This is a genomic window from Pseudomonas sp. RA_105y_Pfl2_P56 (genome assembly GCF_963970845.1).
Lineage (GTDB): Bacteria > Pseudomonadota > Gammaproteobacteria > Pseudomonadales > Pseudomonadaceae > Aquipseudomonas > Aquipseudomonas baetica_A.
The window spans coordinates 40,641-59,346 of the sequence record NZ_CAXAPL010000007.1 but is presented as its reverse complement, the minus strand read 5'-3'; the positions used below and the strand labels follow the sequence as shown (position 1 = coordinate 59,346).

The following is an 18,706-nucleotide window of genomic DNA, read 5'->3' as shown; positions in this document are numbered from 1 at the left end:
CGCCGGGTTAGCTGACGAGCTTGTTGGCGGCCATGTCCCACGTCGACGCGGCGGTGCCTTCCTTGGTGCCGTCGTCCTTCTGCGCGGTGAGTTCCCATTTGATCTTGGTGAAGTTCAGGGAAACGGTTTCCACCGGTTTGCCTCCGGTACCGCCACTGACGCTGACGTTCGACAGCACCACGTTGGTCAGGGTGTAGATGATGAACGGCAAGAGTTGCCCGCTGCCTTCGGCGGCGTTGCGGCCGATGGTGATCTTGGCTTCTGGAATCGGCTTGCCGGCACAGCAGTATTCGTTGAGGGACGGCGTCGAAGTGTCGACGAATTTGGTCACGGTGAACTCGCCGACGTGAGGTTTACCGGAAGTGCGCTCCGAGTTGCTGACGTCATTGGTGACTTGCATCGCGACGTTGTGGCTGTAGGACATGACTTCGATCTTGTCCGCGTAACCCTCGAGCAGGCTGTCGCCTTTGATGTCGCCGCCGAGGTCGAGAATGATTGCATCCATCGCTTGAAACTCCTGAAAGGTGTCGCGCTAGATAAAGGACAGCCCCCGCCGCACGGGCGGCGGGGGCTGCAGGTCAGGCAGCTACCGGTGGCGGCAGGGTGGCGACCAGGCGGATCGAGGCGGTCAGCTCTTCGAGTTGAAAGTGCGGCCGCAGAAACACCGTGGCCCGATAGGCGCCCGGTTTGCCGGCGACTTCGGTGACGTCCACTCGCGCTTCGCGCAACGGGTACTGCGCCTTGATTTCCTGCGGCGCGTTGTCGTTGATCAGCACGTAGTCGGCGATCCAGTTGTTGAGGTAGGTCTGCACGTTGTCGCGGGTCATGAAACTGCCGACCTTGTCGCGCATGATCACCTTCAGGTAATGGGCGAAACGCGAGGCCGCGAGCACGTACGGCAACATCGCCGAGATGCGCGCGTTGGCATTGGCCTCGTTGGTGTTGTAGAGCTTGGATTTGTTGGTGGTCTGGCCGCCGAAGAACACGGCGACGTCGCTGTTTTTCTTGTGGCACAGGGCAATGAAACCGAGGTCGTTGAGCTCTTTTTCACGGCGGTCGGTGATCGCCACTTCGGTCGGGCATTTGAGCGACAGATCGCCCGAACTGGTGCGGAACGTGTGCGCCGGCAAGCCTTCTACTGCGCCGCCACCCTCAGCGCCACGAATCGCCGCGCACCAGCCGTACTTGGCAAACGCTTCGGTGATGCGTTGCGACAACGCCCATGCGGCATTGCCCCACAGGTATTTGCTGTGGTCGGTGCCGTTGACGTCCTCGACGTAGTTGATGCCTTCCACGGGCGAGGTGTCCGGGCCGTAAGGCAGGCGCAGGAGGAAGTGCGGCAGCACCAGCGAGACGTAGCGCGAATCTTCGCTCTCACGGAACGAGCGCCACTTGATCAGCTCCTGGCTCTCGAACACTTTCGACAGATCACGCGGCACCGCCAGTTCGGTGAAGCTGTTCATGTCGAACAGTCGCGGGCTGGCGGCGGCAATGAATGGCGCGTGCGCCGCAGCGGCGACGTTCGACAGTTTTTCCAGCAGGCCGATGTCCTGCGGGTGACGGCCAAAGGTGTAGTCACCCACCAGCAGGCTGAAGGGATGGCCACCGAAGGTGCCGTATTCCTCTTCGTAGATCTTCTTGAACAGGGCGCTCTGATCGAACTCGACGGCTTTTTCCAGGTCGTTCTGCAGCTCTTTCTGGGTCACGTTGAGCAGGCGCAGTTTCAGCCGGGTGCTGGTTTCGGTGTTCTGCACCAGCATGTGCAGGCCACGCCACGAGGCTTCGAGTTTTTGCAGGTCGGGATGGTGCAGCACCTCGTTGAGCTGGGCGCTGATCAACTCGTCGATCTGGCTGATGCGGTCGTTGATCATCGCCACGGTGTCCTTGTCGATGGCCATGCCTTCGTCGAGCACCTGGGTGGCGAATTCCGCGAGCATGTCGCGGGCGTAATCCTGCTGACTGTCATCGTGGGCCATACGGCCATCGAGAATGATCTGGTCGAGCAGGGAAAGTGTCTCGGTTGTACTGTCGCTGGCTTGGTTCTTGGCGGCGGCGGGCATGGCGAATTCTCCCCTCGGTTAAGTGGACGATCAGGCTTGCGGTTCGGCCGGCGCCTCGGCATCAGCTGCCGGGGTAGCGGTGTCTGGGCGGGCCGATTTGATTTCCTGCAAGCCTTCGGTGTTGGCGATGACGTCGCGCAACAGTTTGTCCAGGTCATCGTTGCCGTCGAGTTTGGTCAACAGGTCACGCAGACGTTGGCGGGCCTCGAACAGGCGACGCAGCGGCGTGACTTGCTCCACTACCTTGACCGGGTCGAAGTCGTCGATGTGTTTGAAATTGAGTTCGATGTTCAGCTTGCTGTCGTCGCCGCTGAGGGTGTTGTTGACCTGCAACGTGGCGCGCGGGGCGATCGAGGCGAGTACTTCGTTAAAGTTGTCGCGGTCGATTTCGGTAAAACGCCGATCGGTCAGTTTCGCCAATGGTTCAAGGGGTTTGCCCGAGAGGTCGGCGAGGATGCCGACCACCAATGGCAATTCCTTTTTCTCGATGGCGTTGCCGATTTCGACGTCGTAAGTGATTTGCACTCGGGGCGGGCGCACCCGGTCGAGCTTGTGCTGAGTACTTTCTGCCATGTCGGCGGACTCCGATGCGATGAGCGGGCGCAATGCATCGGGGGGGGCCGTTCATCGCTTTCCCTTGCTGGACCGTAGGTTAGAAAGGGTGGCAGATGAGCTGTCGTTCCTTTGACAAACCTTCTTGGATTCGGCTGTAGGAACCGAACTACCCAAGACGCTAGAACAGGTCTATAAAAATGCAAGCAAAAACATTTTTGGACACGGCCGAGAAAAGGAAAATTCATTTTGTGCGGACGATTTTTTGTAGCGTTTTGGTTGGTGCTTCTGACGGGCTGTTCTTTCTTCGAGCCGACGGTGGACCTCGACAGCCTGACCCTCGACGTAGCCCCCAAGGCCAACGACGACACGCCGATTGCCGTGGATTTCATCGCCGTCAACGACCCTGATCTGCTCAAACAACTGTCCGGTATCAGCGCCAGTCAGTGGTTTGCCGAGCGCGAACAGTACCAGCGCGACTATCGTCAGTTGATGAGTGTGTGGGGGCTGGAGTTGGTGCCGGGGCAATTTATCGACCACCAACCCTTCCCGCTGGGGGGCAAGAAGGCGGCTGGACTTTTGGTCTTCGCCAGCTATAACACTCCCGGAGCGCACCGCTTGCGCCTCGATGATCAGCGTCGAGCGTGGCTGAAGTTCGACAGTCGCGAGATGAGCCTGGTCAGTCAGGAAAACTGAAACACACCGCCCGCCGCCGGATCGCGGCGAGGTCGAAGGGAGTCGTATGAGTTTGCTACCTGACGCGGTTTGCTGGCATGAAGGCATGCAATTGCTGCCGCAGCATTTTCAGTTGCAGGGGCTGCGGGCCGAAGCACTCGGCGCGCATCTGGCGCATGCGTGTAACCCGTGGTTCTGGGGCGTCAGCCACATGGAGTTTGACCCGTCGGCACTGAGCGCCGGCGTGGTGCGGGTGGTGTCGCTGCAAGGGACGATGCCCGACGGCTTGCCGGTGGATGTGCAGGCGGGTGTGGGCCCAGTGCTGGAACTGGATGTCAGCGCGGCGATCAACGCCACTGACGACGCCACCGTCACTGTGTTCCTGGCGATCAGCCCGATGTGGCGCGCCGGACAATTGCTGCCGCTCAAGGGCCGTTTGCAATCGGTCGTCGGCGAGGCGCTGCCGGATCTCACCAGCGGCCAATTCCCTGAATCGATCACGGTGTGGCGACCCAATCCACGCCTGTGCACACAACTGAACAAAGCCGACTCGATCTGCCTGCCGCTGCTGAAAATCCGCAAGGAGGGCGGAGGCTTCCTGGCGCTGGGTTATACGCCGCCAACGCCGAACCTGTTGCCCGAATCTGTGCTCGGTCGACGCATCGCCGGGCTCTGCGCGCGGGCTCGGGAGAAGTGTCTGTTTCTGGGCGGGCGCTTGCGTCAGGCGCAACAGGCCGGCAATCAGGATGATGCGCTGGAAATCCGTCGGCAGTTGACCGCGCTATGGGCACGCCTGCCGGAAGTCGAAGGTTCACTGAACAGCCGCATTGCCCAGCCGCAAAGGCTCTATGTGCAACTGCTCGGAATGGCCGGTGCATGGTCGGCGCTTGATCCGCTGGCCGGTGTGCCGGCGTTTGCGCCGCTGGATTTTCTCGAATTGCAGCGTGGTTACGACGCGGTGCTTCAGTGGCTGGAAACCACCCTCGAACTGATCCGCGCCGGCTATCGCAGCCTGCCGTTCGAACGCAGCGAGCAGAGTTTTTCCATTCAGTTGCCCGATGAGCAACCGAGCCAGCGTCTGGTCATTGGCTTGCGCATGCCAAACGGCGCCAGCGAGCAAGCCGCGATTGACTGGTTGCGCGGCGCGATCATCGCCTCGGCACCACACATCTCGCTGCTCGGTCGCCAGCGCATGAGCGGTCTGCCCCATCAAGTGATGAACCGCAGCGAGCAGGTGGCCTACAGCGTGGGCGAGGACACGCGCCTGTTTGTCATCACCGCCGAAGGCGCGTGGTTCGACGCGCAACTGCCGCTGGTGATCGCCGCCCCCGCCGCGAAGCTGACCAGCAGTCCATGGCAAGTGGTGCTGTTTGTCGCCCAGAACAGTGAAAGTGCCTGATCACACAAGGAACGCCGTATGTCGCAAGGAAGTGCCGCAAGCCTGGGGTTGCAGGACGCACCGTTGAGCAGCGCGTTCCGGCAGACGTGGCAGCAATGGCAACAGGATTGGGTGCAATTGCCCAAGGACAGCGACGACGAAGCGGCGCTGGTGGAGACGGTGGTCGAGCTGTCGACGCAGGCTTCGCAACGGCTCTGGCGCACGGCGTATTCGCGGGTCGGTGATTCGGCGACGGATCAGGTCAAGGCACTGGTTTACGCGTTTGTTGCACTGGTCGATGAAACCCTGTTGTTTACGCCGTGGCCGGGGCAAGCGGCGTGGCAGGAAAAACCGCTGGAGTCGCGGTTGTACGCCAGCCGTCAGGCGGGCGAGCAAGTGCCGGCGGCCATTCAAACCCTTCTCGATGAACAACAACCGACCACCCGCGATCTGGCCAACGTGTACTTGCAGTGCTTGATTCTCGGTTTCCACGGGCGTCTGCGCGGTGAGCACGCTCAGGCGCAACGGGAGAAATGGCGGCTGGCCCTGTTCAACTTTGCCTGGCAGGACGAAGCCACGTATGACGATGTCAGCCAGCGACTGGTGCAACCTTCACTGGTGGCGCCGTTGCAGTTGCCCGTGCGCACCGCGCTGCCGGACGGCTTTCGTCTGGCGTTGGGTATTCTCGCGATGGTGTTGTTGCTGACCGGACTTGGCCAGTTCCTGTGGCGTGACATTCGTTCCGAGCTCGATCCGGTGCTGCAAATGACCGATTCAGTGGCCGCGCCGGAGCAAGACTCATGAGCCCCCTGACGATTGTCGCGTGGGTCGTCGCGCTGCTGCTGTTGCTGGTCATCATCGCCGTGGCCGTGTGGTGGCTACGGACCCAGAGCGGCGCGGCGATCCGCAGTTTTTATGCGTCCGTGCGCCATATGGAGCAGGAGCAGGGCAGTCACGATCGTTATCAGATGCCGTGGATGTTGATGCTCGGCGATGAAACTCAAGGCACGCAATTGGTCACCGAGTGGCGATTGCAGCCGACCGATAAACCGGCGTGGTTTGGCCGCTGGTGGTCGGACCCCGAAGGCGCTGTGCTGGTGGTGCCGCAGGCATTGTTTCTGCCGGACGACGGCATGCATTTGCAGCGCGGTGGCTGGTGGCGACTGCTTGGGTTGATCCTGCGTATGCGCAGCAAGCGGCCGCTGGACGGCGTGATCTGGACGGTGCCGGTCAGCCACCTGAGCAATCTTGAGCAGGCTGCCAGCCTTGGTCTGGCCGCACGCCGACGTTTTATCGATCTGCTGCAACGCTTTGGCTTGAGCGTGCCGGTGTACGTGATCGTCACGGGACTGGAAGAGTTGCCGGGGTTTCAGGAACTGATCAGCGCCTTGCCCGAGGAGGCCCGTGAACGCACCTTGGGCTGGTCGTCGCCCTACGCGCGCGATGCCGTGTGGCAAGGGCAGTGGAGTGATCAGTCGCTGGATCGAATCCACCGCGCCATGGCCGAAGCCGTGATCGAAATCGGCACGTTGTCGGGGCAGTTGAGCGCCGACCTGTACGCCTTGCCGGAGCGTCTGGAGACGTTGCGCCGTGGACTTCAGAGCGTGCTCGAACCGGTTTTTCAGGGCAACGCGCAGGGCGAAGCGCCGTGTTTTCGCGGTGTGTATTTCACCGCCAATGAAGCTTCAGAGGACGCCAAGGACGGCTTTTGCGCCGATGACAGCGGCTTGCAGCAGAGCGTGTTCGTGCGCCAGTTGTGGCGTCAGCGTCTGGTCGGCGAACACGGACTGGCCCAAGGCGTGCCGCGTCTGTTGCGTTTGCGTCAGCGTTGGCAGCGGCTGACAGCCGGGGTGGCGTTGGTGGTCGCAGTGGTCTGGGCGGTAGCGATGCTGTGGGTCTGGCACCAGTCGGTCAAGGATGCCCACGAACTGGCGCGGCTGATGCAGGGCGCGCAAAAGAGTTACGTGGCGGTCACCGATGAGGCGCATCGGATTGAACCGACCCGGCGCAATGTGCAGGGTTTCTGGCGGGTGCTGGAGCGAGCACCGCAATGGCGCTACGTTTCGCTGGCATTTCCGTCCTCTTGGTTTTCATCCCTGGACACCCTGCTTGAGCAGGAGCTGTTCCGCTCAGCCCAGCGCCAGATGCTGGTACCGCTGCATGAACTGCTGGTTGCTGAACTGGCGAAAATCAAAACGATCCGCGCCACTGATCGGCGCAGCAGCATTGAAAGTGAAGACCCGGCACAGTGGAAAAACTATCAAAAGGCCACGGATCTGGTGGACCGGGCATTGCGTCTGGAGCAGCAGAACCAATTGTTTGGCGAAGTGCAGAACAATCAGCGGGCACCGCTGGACGATCTGGTGCAACTGAGCAACAGCGCTCTATCACTGAACCTCAATGCCGCGACATTGCCCCATGCCGCGTATTACAACCGGTTGTTGGCGGCGGGTGATGGCGGCAATTTGCAGGCGTTGGATTTGAGCGTCGAGCAGCCGCTGATACTGAGCAACTTCAACGGGTTGATGGAACTCTGGCTCAATCAGTATTTCCTTGCCGACAACTTTGTCAGCAAGGCCGGTTACCTCAAGTTGCACCTGGAACAACTGGAGGCCGGCAGCGGCAACAGCCTCGGTGAACTGGAAGAACTGCGCGCACTGATTGATGGCCTTCAAGGAGCGATTTCCATGACCAACGCGGCGTGGGGACGCGGCAAGGGCCAGGAACTGGTGCCCGGCTATCGCGCTTTTCTCGACAAGGTGCACAAGAGTTCATTGCTGGGACCAACCGTGGAGCAACAACTGGAAAACCAGGCCAGCAAATTGCAGCAGAGTTTTCGTGACCAATGGATCGCCCGCGCAGGTTCACGGGACAACTTGCTGGTGCAGCAAGGCAGTGGACAACTGGCGCTGCAGGAACACGTGATCAAACTCGATAACGCCCTGCAGTCGCTATTCAAACGCGATTTTCTGGCCGTTGCCTTGCGCGCCAATCAAGACGATGGGGGGATGCAAGGCCAGACCGTGGACGGCGATGACTTCAACCTGTCGTTGAGCTATTTCGCCAGTTACAAAAGTTACGTGGCTGAAGAGCTGCCCCGGATCCCGCCGGCCTATCGCGGCGCGGTGTTGCAAGCCGCCGAAAACGCCGCCGCCCAGGCGATGTGGCTCAGCCTCAGGGATCACGACGACCGGACTCAATCGTACGCAGTGTTCAACGTGCGCGCCGAGCAGGCCATGGCCCTGCAAAAAGCCTTTGTGGAACTGCGTCGCAGTGATCTGGCGGCACGTTTGCAAGGCGGGTTGAACCGTCGGGCGATGGCGCAGATTGTCAGTGGCCTGAATGAAATCAGCGACCAGCCGCTGTTTGGCGGGCGCACTGAAGTCAGTCAGTGGGACGGCTCGAAAAACCTCGGTCTGCAACTGTACGGCGCCAGTGATGTGCAGGACTTGAAACTGAGCCTCAAGCAGCAGTTCAACACCATGCTCGGCATCACCGAACGGCGCACCTCGGCGTTGCAATGGCTGATGACTCAACAGGGCAGTCTGTCGGCGCTGGATTACGAGCGGGTGACACAGTTCAGCGCGCTCAACGACGACTTGCTCAAGTACAAGGATTCGAACCCGGCCAGCTCACCGGCGCAGATCGAGCAACTGGTCAGCCGCGATTTCATCGAGATGGATACCGCCTCGTGCGAACACGTATTACAGACCGCCAATGTTGCTCCCGGACGCAGCACGCTGGCGATGCGTGCCGTGGAACTGCAACAGTCAGCCATGCAGCGTTGCCAGTCCCTGCAACAGCAACAGGCCGCAGCGGCGTGGAATGAACTGGCCAACTATTTCAATCAATACCTAGCCGATCGCTTTCCCTTCGCCAATGGCGTGCAAGCGCAGGATGCCGACCCGGCACGGGTTCAGTATTTCCTCGACATCATCGACAAACGCTTGCCGGTGGCGCAGGCCGGACTGGTCCTGAGCCAGACACCGGAACGGCTGGCGGCGGAAGATTTTCTCAATCGCCTGAAGCAGGCGAGCGTCTGGCTCAAGCCGCTGTTCGTGCGCGACAAGAGCGGCATTCTCGGCGTTGAACTGGACGTGCGTTGGCGTACCGATCGCGATGATGAAAAGGGCGCCGATAAGGTGATTGCCTGGAGCCTGCTCGCCGGCCGTCAGGAGATCAACTACCCGGCAGCCGAGGAGCCGAATCTGCGCTGGAGGGTCGGCCAGCCTATTCGCCTGACCCTGCGCTGGGCGCGTAACGGCAAGGAACGTCCGGTCAACGATCCGCTGCAACCGAACCTGGTGGTGCGCGATCTGGAGGCAGGCTGGGAGTACGGCGGGCCGTGGTCGCTGCTGCGCCTGATGCGTGCGCATTTCTCGGTGCAGCGCCAGCCGAGCATGGATTACACCGATTTCCCGCTGGCCCTGCGTTTGCCGGTGACCGGGGCGCCCGACAGCGTTACCAGTGAATTCGCACGGATGTACGTGCGCCTGTCGTTGATGAGTCAGGGCTCGAAACTGCCGCTGTCGATTGCACCGTTGCCCACGCGCGCACCGCACTCACCGTTTCAGTTCATCGGCACGACGACGGCCGCCATTGAATCGCAGAAGGAGGGATTGTGAATCTGCCATCGACCCCGTTGCCGGATCTGATTGATCAGTTGCTTGCGCCGATCAGCGCAGAAGCGCCGTGCGGCGTCGATCTGCGCTATGAACGCGAGTTCGACCAGTTGCGCGACCTGCGCCGCGAAGACGACGCCAGCCTGCCGACCGGCGTGTGGCAGTCGACGCTGAAGCGGGCGAACTGGCCGCAAGTCGAAAAGCTCACGACCACGTTGTTGCTGGAACGCAGCAAGGACCTGATGCTCAGCGCCTGGCTCGGCGAAGCGTGGCTGCACCAACAGGCGCTGGACGGTTTACCCGGTAGCCTGGCGCTGATTGCCGGTTTGTGTGAGCGTTTTCCCGACCAGTTGCACCCGCAAGCCGAGGACGGCGACCAGTCATGGCGGGTGATTCCCCTGGAATGGCTGGTGCGTCGATACAGCGAGGTGTTGCTCACCCGGGTGCCGCTGTTCGGCAGTCGCAACAGCGATTTCGAGGCCTATACCCTTGAAGTCTGGCGGCGTTTGCAGGTTCAGCAGGTGCAGGCCAACGACAGCAAGAATGCCAAGACATCGGCGCAAACCGCGAGCAATGAACAGAAAAAACTCAACGATCAGATCCGCGTTACGCCGCTGGCGTTCTGGCTACGCACCCAAGGCAATCTGCTGCTGAGCCTGCAACACCTGCAACGGCTCGACACCTGGAGCGAGGCTTATCTGGGCGATCAGGGCCCGGGGTTACGCCCGTTGCAGGACATCATTGAAGCGCTGCTGAAGCTGGTTCAGGAGTTTATCGCCATGCACCCACAACAACCGGCGTCGTCCGCGCCAATGCCCGACGTACCCGCCGCCGTGGCGCCATCGACTGAAGAAACCCCAGTGGCTCAGGTGTTTAGCGAACCGGCCAGCCGCGAAGAGGCCTACCGCCAATTGCTGCTGATCGCCGAATACCTGGCGCGCACCGAGCCCCATAGCCCGGTGCCGTATCTCATCCGGCGTGGAGTCGAGTGGGGCAACAAACCGCTGAGCGAGCTGCTTGGCGAGTTGATCTCGGCAGATGCCGAGTCACGACGTTTATGGACGTTGCTCGGGGTGCTTTAGTGCACGCGCTGATTGCCGGTTCTCGGCGGCAGTTGAATCGGTGTGAGTACCGGTTGGCCTGAAAAAAACGCCACGAGGTTTTTGCCCACCAACTCGACGGTACCTCGAATGGCTTCCGGTGACAGACCGGCGACGTGTGGCGTGAGCAGCACATTGCTGAGGGCTTTCAGCGCCTCCGGCACTTGTGGTTCGTGGTCGAATACATCCAGCGCGGCACCGGCGATTCGGCGTTGTTCAAGGGCCGTGATCAGGTCCGCGGTGGCGATCACACTCGCCCGCGCAATATTGACGATGAAACCTTTGGGCCCCAGCGCATCAAGTACCGGGCGGGTTACCAGGTGCTGAGTGCCGATGCCGCCGGGTGTGGCGACGATGAGAAAGTCCGACGCCCGAGCCAATTCGGTCGGCGTCGAGCAGAACGCGTAAGGCACGTCATTGCGTACCTGACGGCTGTGATAGCTGATCGGCATGTCGAAGCCCAGGCCTGCGCGTTTGGCAATCGCCATGCCCACAGATCCCAAGCCGAGAATCCCCAAATGTTTGCCGGCCAGCGACGGACGCATGATCTTCGGCCATTCACCCCGACGCACGGCCGCATCGCAACGTGGAATGTCACGCACCAACGCCAGCAGCATGGCCATCGCGTGATCAGCCACCGACGAGGCGTTGACCCCGGCGCCATTGGTCACAGTGATCCCGCGATCACTGGCAGCTTGCAAGTCGACGTGTTCGTAACCGGCACCAATCACCGTGATGATTTTCAGCGCGGGCAGGGCGGCGATTTCTTCGGCGGTCAGGCCCAAGGGGCCACGGGTGAGCACAGCGTCGATGCGGCTGCCATGGGTGGCGATCGCTTGAGCGCGTTCAGCGGGTGTCGGCGCCAGAATCAGGTGGAAGCCCTGATGTTCAAGAATCGGCAAATAGTCATTGATGGTTTCAACCAGTACCAGAACGGATGCGGGCATTGCGCGGCTCCTGTGATCGTCGGTGTCGAGGGCATCAAATGAGTTTCAGAGTGCTGATAGCAAGGCAGCATGGCAATGGTCGACATTCAAGCATGGGTGCTTTGATTCTGGACGGCTTCGCGCAAGAAGCAAGGGCCGCAGCACACCGGCTATCCAGTGCGCTCAAGGTTGGCGACTGATCGTGTTTGAGCCAGACGGTCAGTTCCCACAGTTGTCAATTAGCGGTCGGCGGCCTTTACCCCCCCCCCCACACACATGAACTCGTGGTTTCAAACCTGAGTCGCACGTTGCTTACCTGCAATCTGTCAGATATTTCGTCAGCTTTTGTAGCTGATAAACGCGATTCTTGGCTTCCGTGTAAAGACATCCGTAGTTACGTGCCAATGCCCACAAATTCTTGCGTCGTTGCCTACGCGTGCGCCAGAATCCGCCGGCTTGTGCGCCTGGAGGGCGGTCGGTAACTTGGTTCGCATCACTGATTTCCAGTGATCGGGCTTAGCGGTCCGAATAAACGACATCGGTTGTACAAGCGACATTCAGTCAGGCACCCCTTCGCCTGCACTCTATGGTGGCTGTGCGCATGGCGCCCTCGGGCGCACCGGTTTTTGTTGCTTATCCGGTCCGCTAACTTGCGCACAGCTGCCACCCTTTCGCTTAGCGGCGAAATCGTTGCGGCCTCTTATAGAGAAAGCGACTATGTTCAAGGTAACGCCAAACCCGCCGAATCCCGATCCGGCATCCCCCTACGAATCCCCTGGCTCCAAGAAATTCCACGAAGCCGCCGAGCGCGCCCTCGACCACTACCTGGATCCGCCAGCCGCCAAAGTCATGGCCGCGCCCTACGCACCCAATCGCCTGTACATGGCCAACCCCGCCGCCGGCAACGAACCCCTGCTGGCCGATGCGAGCGAAACCCTCGGTTCGGCCAACGTCATGCTCAACAACTTCGCCGCCCTGCTGGAAGGCACCCATCGCCAGACCGCATTAGGCATCGCCCAGAACGTGATGCTGGCGGAACTGGCGGTCAATCAGGTGCTCGATAATCTGGTGCCCGCGGAATAAGCCAAACGCTGCGGCGGGGTCATTCGCCTCGCCGCAGTCTCTGTCATTGCGTTGTATGAGGCGGCCTGCTCGACTCCCGGATTTTGCCTGCGAAACCCTCGGATCCATCCGCTTTCCGGCAAGCGATGAGCGCGAAATCATGAGGACTCAATGCAGTCTGAGCAGCCACTGCCAACAGCCAAGGAAGGCCAGTTTTGCATTTCACTTGGATTCATATTGGGTCGATCGGTCTGATCAAGTTTTTTCGGTCACATGTGGCACTGAAACATGCCTAAAAACGACAGTTAACCTTTCCATGGCCGACATATATTTTGCCAAAAGCGACATTCAATAATCTGATCCGCACAACCATTGCTCAGCTAAGTCTTTGCTTCTGTTGATTTATCACGGAGAATCGCGCCCCTGTTTCGGCCGGAGCATGTCTGTCGGTTTTTTCCGACGCGTCCTGACCGAGTGGCAAGTGACCGGAATGCGGAGATCCGACCGGATGAATGAGCAGGCCAATAGCGTCAACGAACGCTATGAAGCAGCACCAGCCGAGCTGTCGAGCTGGAGTCGCCAGGACACCACCTGGATGTTGGGACTGTTTGGGACGGCGATTGGCGCCGGTACCCTGTTTTTGCCAATCAATGCGGGGCTGGGCGGCTTCTGGCCGCTGGTGATTCTCGCGCTGCTGGCGTTCCCGATGACGTTCTACGCACACCGTGGCCTGACCCGTTTTGTGCTCTCCGGTCGCGAAGGCGCCGACATCACTGAAGTGGTCGAGCAGCATTTCGGCATCAAGGCCGGGGCGCTGATCACATTGCTGTACTTTTTTGCCATTTTCCCGATTCTGCTGATCTACAGCGTGGGCCTGACCAACACGGTTGCCAGTTTCCTCGAACACCAACTGCACATTACGCCGCCACCGCGGGTGATTTTGTCGTTTGTGCTGATCCTCGGTCTGCTGGCGGTGGTACGTTGCGGCGAGCAGGCGATCGTCAAGGCGATGAGCCTGATGGTTTACCCGTTTATCGTCGCGCTGCTGTTTCTGGCGGTGTACCTGATCCCGCACTGGAATGGCGGCATCCTCGCCACCGCTTCGCACGTACCGGCGCCATCCGCGTTGCTGCATACGCTGTGGCTGGCCATTCCGGTGATGGTGTTCTCGTTCAACCACTCGCCGATCATTTCCGCGTTTGCGGTCGATCAGAAGCGTCGTTACGGCGTTCACGCACAAGAGCGCAGTTCGCAGATCCTGTCCCGCGCTCATGCGTTGATGGTGCTGATGGTGCTGTTCTTCGTGTTCAGTTGCGTGCTGACGCTGTCGCCCGCGCAACTGGCTGAAGCGAAGGCGCAGAACCTGTCGATCCTGTCGTACCTGGCCAACCACTTCAGCAACCCGACCATCGCCTTCGCGGCGCCGTTGATTGCATTTGTGGCGATTTCCAAGTCGTTCCTCGGTCATTACATCGGTGCCAGCGAAGGTCTGAAAGGTCTGATCGTCAAGAGCGGCAAGCGTCCGGGGGCGAAAGCGCTGGATCGCATTGTGGCGGCGTTCATGCTGGTCATCTGCTGGATCGTGGCGACGCTGAACCCGAGCATTCTGGGCATGATTGAAACCATCGGCGGCCCGGTGATTGCGGCCATTCTGTTTTTGATGCCGATGTACGCGATTCGTAAAGTGCCGGCGATGGCGCGCTATCGTGGGCAGGCGTCGAACGTGTTTGTCACGGCTGTGGGGCTGGTGGCGATTTCGGCGTTGATTTATTCGCTGACGGCGTAGGCCAAAGCGCCGGATACTCAGCTACAGTGGCCGCTGTGCGTGATGCGCACAGCGGCTTTTTTTCGTCTGGAGACAGTGGATTGTCGAGCGCCCCGCAACCTGTTGAACCCACCCACCGCTGGCAGGACGTACTCGCCGGCCTGTCGATTGCCGGGCTTCTGTTGCCTGAAGCCGTCGCGTATTCGACCATCGCCGCGCTGGCGCCGCAGGCCGGAGTCATCGCGCTGTTTGCCGGTTTGCTCTGTTACGGGTTGTTCGGCACCAGTCGCTTTGCGATTGTTTCGGCCACCTCGTCATCCGCGGCGGTGCTGGCGGCGGCGACGGCGACGCTGGCTCAGGGTGATCCACAATTACGCTCGACCTTGGCGGTCGGCTTGGTGCTGGTCACCGGGGCGCTGTTTTTTCTGGCCGGGATCTTTCGTTTCGGCAGCGTCACCGCGTTCATCGCCAAACCGGTGTTGCGCGGATTTGCCTTTGGTCTGGCGCTGACGATCATTCTCAAACAGGTTGCCAGCGTCGTCGGTGTGCATCTGAGCGACGCCAATCTGGTGCGCTTCGCCCCGCAACTGCTGGAGCAACTGCCGCAATGGAACTGGCCGGCGGCGGGCGTCGCCGCTGTGGCGCTGGTGTTGCTGGGGCTGTTCTCACGCTTTCCACGGGTGCCGGGTGGCTTGCTGGTGGTGGTGATCGGCATTGTGGCCGGGCAATGGCTGAACCTGCCGGCGTATGGCGTGAAGATGATCTGACTCATCGATCTGAGCCTGGAAGTGCCGACTCTGCCAGTGCTGCCATTTGCTGATTGGCTGCGGTTGGGGGAGGTGGGGTTTGCGCTGGTGATGATTCTGTATGCGGAGTCTTTCGGCTCGATCAGTTCGTTTGCGCTCAAGCATGGCGATCGGGTGACTTCCAATCGCGATCTGCTGGCATTGGGGGCGTCGAACCTGTTGTCCGGGTTGTTTCATGGCATGCCGGCAGGGGCAGGGTATTCGGCGACATCGGCGAATGAGGCGGCGGGTGCGACTTCACGCTGGGCGGGTGGGGTTGCGGCGATGGTGGTGTTGCTGATCGTGCTGACGGTGTTGCCATGGATCGCCCTGACGCCGGAGCCGATTCTTGCCGCCATCGTCATGCATGCGCTGGGCAGGGGCTTGAGCTTGCAGCCGCTGGGTCGCTACTTCATTTGGCGCCGGGATCGGGTATTGGTGCTCTGTGCTGTGGGCGCGGTGCTGGTATTGGGCGTGCTGGATGGTTTGCTGGTGTCGGTGGCAATCAGTGTATTGCTGATGCTCAAGCAGATGTCGGCGGCGGATATTCAGGTACTGGGGCGGATTGACGGCGGGCATGATTTCGTCGACTTGCAGCGTCATCCGAGCGCGACAACGGAGTCGGGTGTGTTGATTGTGCGGCCCAGTGAGGCGTTGTTCTTTGCCAATGTCGAACGGATTCTCGGCGCGGCGTTGCATTTGGTCCGCCATTCGCCGGTGCCGGTGCACACGGTGATCCTCAGCCTGGAGGAAACGCCCAACCTGGATGGCACCAGCATCGAGGCCATGCAGGAGTTTTTTCTGCGGGTGGATCAGGAGGGTAAGCGACTGATCCTGGCGCGGCTCAAACATGAGGCCAAGAGTGCCTTGGCGAAGCTGCCGGAGGTTTCTGCCAATGACGTGATTCTCAGCGGGCTAAGTGTCGATGGCGCTGTCCAGCAAGCCCAATCCCACAGGTAATTTGAGTCCGATTGTTTGGGGTATAAAAAAACGCCGCTCATCTCACGATGGGCGGCGTTTTTCATTGCGTTGCAGCGTTAGGCTTGAACGACCGGGATGTTGGCGTTCGCAGCCGCTTCACGGAACTCGGCAATCTGGTCGAAGGACAGGTAGCGGTAGATATCGGCCGCCATGCTGTCGATCTTGCCAGCGTATTCCATGTACTCCTCGACGGTCGGCAGGCGACCCAGGATCGAAGCAACGGACGCCAGCTCGGCCGAAGCCAGGTAGACGTTCGCGCCGTCGCCCAGACGGTTCGGGAAGTTACGGGTGGAGGTCGACACCACGGTGCTGTTCGGCTCAACGCGTGCCTGGTTACCCATGCACAGCGAGCAGCCTGGCATTTCCATGCGAGCACCAGCCTTGCCGTAGATGCCGTAGTAGCCTTCTTCGGTCAGTTGGTGAGCGTCCATTTTGGTCGGCGGCGACAGCCACAGACGGGTTGGCAGCTGACCCTTGACCTGGTCCAGCAGTTTACCGGCAGCGCGGAAGTGACCGATGTTGGTCATGCACGAACCGATGAACACTTCGTCGATCTTCTCGCCAGCAACGCTGGACAGCAGACGGGCGTCGTCCGGATCGTTCGGCGCGCAGAGCACAGGCTCGTTGACGTCGGCCAGATCGATTTCGATGACTTCGGCGTATTCGGCGTCGGCATCGGCTTCCATCAGCTCAGGGTTGGCAACCCAGGCTTCCATTGCTTGCGCGCGACGTTCCAGGGTACGTGCATCGCCGTAGCCTTCGCCGATCATCCAGCGCAGCAGGGTGATGTTGGAGTTCAGGTACTCGGTGATCGACTCTTTCGACAGCTTGATGGTGCAACCGGCAGCCGAACGTTCGGCCGAGGCGTCGGACAGCTCGAAAGCCTGTTCCAGCGTCAGACCTTCCAGGCCTTCGATTTCCAGGATGCGTCCGGAGAAGGCGTTCTTCTTGCCTTTCTTCTCGACGGTCAGCAGACCGTTCTGAATGGCGAAGTAAGGAATGGCATGAACCAGGTCACGCAGGGTGATGCCGGGTTTCATTTTGCCTTTGAAGCGCACCAGGATCGATTCCGGCATGTCCAGCGGCATGACGCCGGTGGCAGCGGCGAACGCGACCAGACCGGAACCGGCCGGGAACGAGATGCCCATCGGGAAACGGGTGTGCGAGTCACCACCGGTACCGACGGTGTCCGGCAGCAGCATGCGGTTGAGCCACGAGTGGATGATGCCGTCGCCCGGACGCAGGGAAACGCCGCCACGGGTCATGATGAAGTCAGGCAGGGTGTGGTGGGTGGTCACGTCGATCGGCTTTGGATAAGCCGCGGTGTGGCAGAAGGACTGCATCACCAGATCAGCGGAGAAGCCCAGGCATGCCAGGTCTTTCAGTTCGTCACGGGTCATTGGACCGGTGGTGTCCTGAGAGCCGACGGTGGTCATCTTCGGTTCGCAGTAGGTGCCAGGACGAACGCCTTGGCCTTCTGCCAGACCGCAAGCCTTGCCGACCATTTTCTGCGCCAGGGTGAAGCCCTTGGTGCTTTCAGCCGGTGCTTCAGGCTTCTTGAACAGGTCGAACGCAGGCAGACCCAGTTCGGCGCGCGCCTTCTCGGTCAGGCCGCGGCCGATGATCAGCGGAATACGACCGCCGGCACGGACTTCGTCCAGCAGCACAGGGGTCTTCATTTCGAAGGTGGTGATGACTTCGTCGGTACCGTGCTTGCAGACTTTGCCGGCGTGCGGGTACAGGTCGATCACGTCGCCCATGTTCATGTTCGAGACGTCGAACTCGATTGGCAGTGCGCCGGCATCTTCCATGGTGTTGTAGAAGATCGGAGCGATTTTGCTGCCGAAGCAGAAACCGCCAGCGCGCTTGTTCGGCACGTAAGGAACGTCGTCACCGAAGAACCACAGCACCGAGTTGGTGGCCGATTTACGCGAGGATCCGGTACCGACCACGTCACCGACGTAGGCGATCGGGAAGCCTTGACCGCGCATTTCTTCGATCTGCTTCATCGGGCCGATGGCGCCCTGCTGATCAGGAACGATGCCGTCGCGAGCCATTTTCAGCATGGCCAGCGCGTGCAGCGGGATGTCTGGACGCGACCAGGCATCAGGGGCAGGGGACAGGTCGTCGGTGTTGGTTTCGCCGGTGACCTTGAACACGCGCAGGCTGATCTTGTCGGCCAGGGTCGGGCGGTTCTTGAACCACTCGCCGTCAGCCCAGGATTGCAGCACGGCTTGGGCGTGAGCATTGCCGTTCTTGGCTTTTTCGGCCACGTCGTGGAACGCATCGAACATCAGCAGGGTGTGCTTGAGTTGCGCGGCAGCGACGGGCGCCAGTTCGGCGTCGTCCAGCAGGTCAACCAGGGTCACGATGTTGTAGCCGCCCTGCATGGTGCCGAGCAGTTCTACAGCGCGTTTTTTGTCCAGCAGAGGGGAGGCAACTTCGCCCTTGGCCAGTGCAGACAGGAAGCCGGCTTTAACGTAAGCCGCTTCGTCCACGCCAGGTGGAATGCGATTGGTGATCAGGTCAACGAGAAATTCTTCTTCGCCAGCCGGAGGGTTCTTCAGCAGCTCGACCAGGCCTGCTGTTTGTTCGGCGTTAAGCGGCTGGGGAACGATACCCAGGGCTGCACGCTCTTCGATATGTTTGCGGTAGGCTTCAAGCACAGTTATTACCCTCATCAGTGGTCCCAAATGGGTGTCCGGGACGCTCATCCCGAAATGGCCGTACTCATGCACCTCGCGACGTTGTGGGTCGCTTGGCCAGAATTACCGGCTATTCCTTACAGAAGCTGCTTTCA

At 60.5% G+C, this 18,706-nt stretch carries 12 protein-coding genes and 1 pseudogene; 8 read left to right on the top strand and 5 right to left on the bottom strand.

All coding sequences use genetic code 11. From position 1 onward, the window contains the following. Window positions 1–7: 7 nt before the first annotated feature. From AACY11_RS07075 to tssB, 3 genes are all read right to left on the bottom strand, one after another. The gene (locus AACY11_RS07075; protein ID WP_221732671.1) at window positions 8–505 is read right to left on the bottom strand and encodes an Hcp family type VI secretion system effector; all 498 of its coding nucleotides are present in this window, start codon (window positions 503–505) and stop codon (window positions 8–10) included. Between the two features lie 73 nt (window positions 506–578). Then, a complete protein-coding gene (gene tssC, locus AACY11_RS07070; protein ID WP_339432712.1) occupies window positions 579–2,060 on the bottom strand; it encodes a type VI secretion system contractile sheath large subunit in 1,482 nt (493 codons plus the stop codon). Window positions 2,061–2,090: 30 nt separating this feature from the next. Continuing rightward, window positions 2,091–2,633: a type VI secretion system contractile sheath small subunit gene (tssB, locus tag AACY11_RS07065; RefSeq protein ID WP_339465613.1), complete on the bottom strand. Its 543-nt coding sequence runs from the start codon at window positions 2,631–2,633 to the stop codon at window positions 2,091–2,093. Window positions 2,634–2,861: 228 nt separating this feature from the next. Here tssB and AACY11_RS07060 point away from each other — a divergent pair, with 228 nt between their 5' ends. Genes AACY11_RS07060 through tssA form a run of 5 tightly spaced genes read left to right on the top strand, consistent with a single transcriptional unit; the run spans window position 2,862 to window position 10,369 of the window. Next, window positions 2,862–3,308, top strand: a complete 447-nt coding sequence (locus AACY11_RS07060) for a type VI secretion protein (protein WP_339432710.1) — start codon at window positions 2,862–2,864, stop codon at window positions 3,306–3,308. A 46-nt stretch (window positions 3,309–3,354) separates the two neighbouring features. Then, entirely contained in the window at window positions 3,355–4,686 is a 1,332-nt protein-coding gene (gene tssK / locus AACY11_RS07055) for a type VI secretion system baseplate subunit TssK (protein ID WP_339432709.1), read from the top strand. A gap of 18 nt (window positions 4,687–4,704) precedes the next feature. Then, the gene (locus tag AACY11_RS07050) at window positions 4,705–5,469 is read left to right on the top strand and encodes a DotU/TssL family secretion system protein (RefSeq protein ID WP_339432708.1); all 765 of its coding nucleotides are present in this window, start codon (window positions 4,705–4,707) and stop codon (window positions 5,467–5,469) included. Next, the gene (locus AACY11_RS07045; RefSeq protein WP_339494217.1) at window positions 5,466–9,290 is read left to right on the top strand and encodes a type VI secretion system protein; all 3,825 of its coding nucleotides are present in this window, start codon (window positions 5,466–5,468) and stop codon (window positions 9,288–9,290) included. The genes AACY11_RS07050 and AACY11_RS07045 overlap by 4 nt, the downstream gene beginning before the upstream one ends. Next, complete coding sequence (gene tssA / locus AACY11_RS07040; RefSeq protein WP_339432706.1) at window positions 9,287–10,369, top strand: type VI secretion system protein TssA; 1,083 nt, start codon at window positions 9,287–9,289, stop codon at window positions 10,367–10,369. Before AACY11_RS07045 ends, tssA begins: the two co-directional genes overlap by 4 nt. On the opposite strand, the gene AACY11_RS07035 is transcribed toward tssA, so the two are convergent. Beyond that, complete coding sequence (locus tag AACY11_RS07035) at window positions 10,366–11,334, bottom strand: 2-hydroxyacid dehydrogenase (protein ID WP_339494216.1); 969 nt, start codon at window positions 11,332–11,334, stop codon at window positions 10,366–10,368. The two genes, tssA and AACY11_RS07035, sit on opposite strands and share 4 nt — an antisense overlap. 696 nt (window positions 11,335–12,030) lie before the next feature. Here AACY11_RS07035 and AACY11_RS07030 point away from each other — a divergent pair. The 3 genes and pseudogenes from AACY11_RS07030 (at window position 12,031) to AACY11_RS07020 (ending at window position 15,885) form a co-directional block, all read left to right on the top strand. Beyond that, window positions 12,031–12,396 carry a DUF6124 family protein gene (locus AACY11_RS07030; RefSeq protein WP_339432704.1) on the top strand — a complete coding sequence of 122 codons (366 nt, stop codon included), beginning with the start codon at window positions 12,031–12,033 and terminating at the stop codon, window positions 12,394–12,396. A gap of 487 nt (window positions 12,397–12,883) precedes the next feature. Next, the gene (locus tag AACY11_RS07025) at window positions 12,884–14,161 is read left to right on the top strand and encodes an HAAAP family serine/threonine permease (protein ID WP_221732714.1); all 1,278 of its coding nucleotides are present in this window, start codon (window positions 12,884–12,886) and stop codon (window positions 14,159–14,161) included. Between the two features lie 80 nt (window positions 14,162–14,241). After that, window positions 14,242–15,885, top strand: a pseudogene (locus AACY11_RS07020) (SulP family inorganic anion transporter). A gap of 77 nt (window positions 15,886–15,962) precedes the next feature. Here AACY11_RS07020 and acnB read toward each other — a convergent pair. Beyond that, window positions 15,963–18,572 (bottom strand): bifunctional aconitate hydratase 2/2-methylisocitrate dehydratase, encoded by a 2,610-nt coding sequence (acnB, locus tag AACY11_RS07015; RefSeq protein ID WP_339432750.1) that lies wholly within the window; start codon window positions 18,570–18,572, stop codon window positions 15,963–15,965. Between the last annotated feature and the right edge of the window lie 134 nt (window positions 18,573–18,706).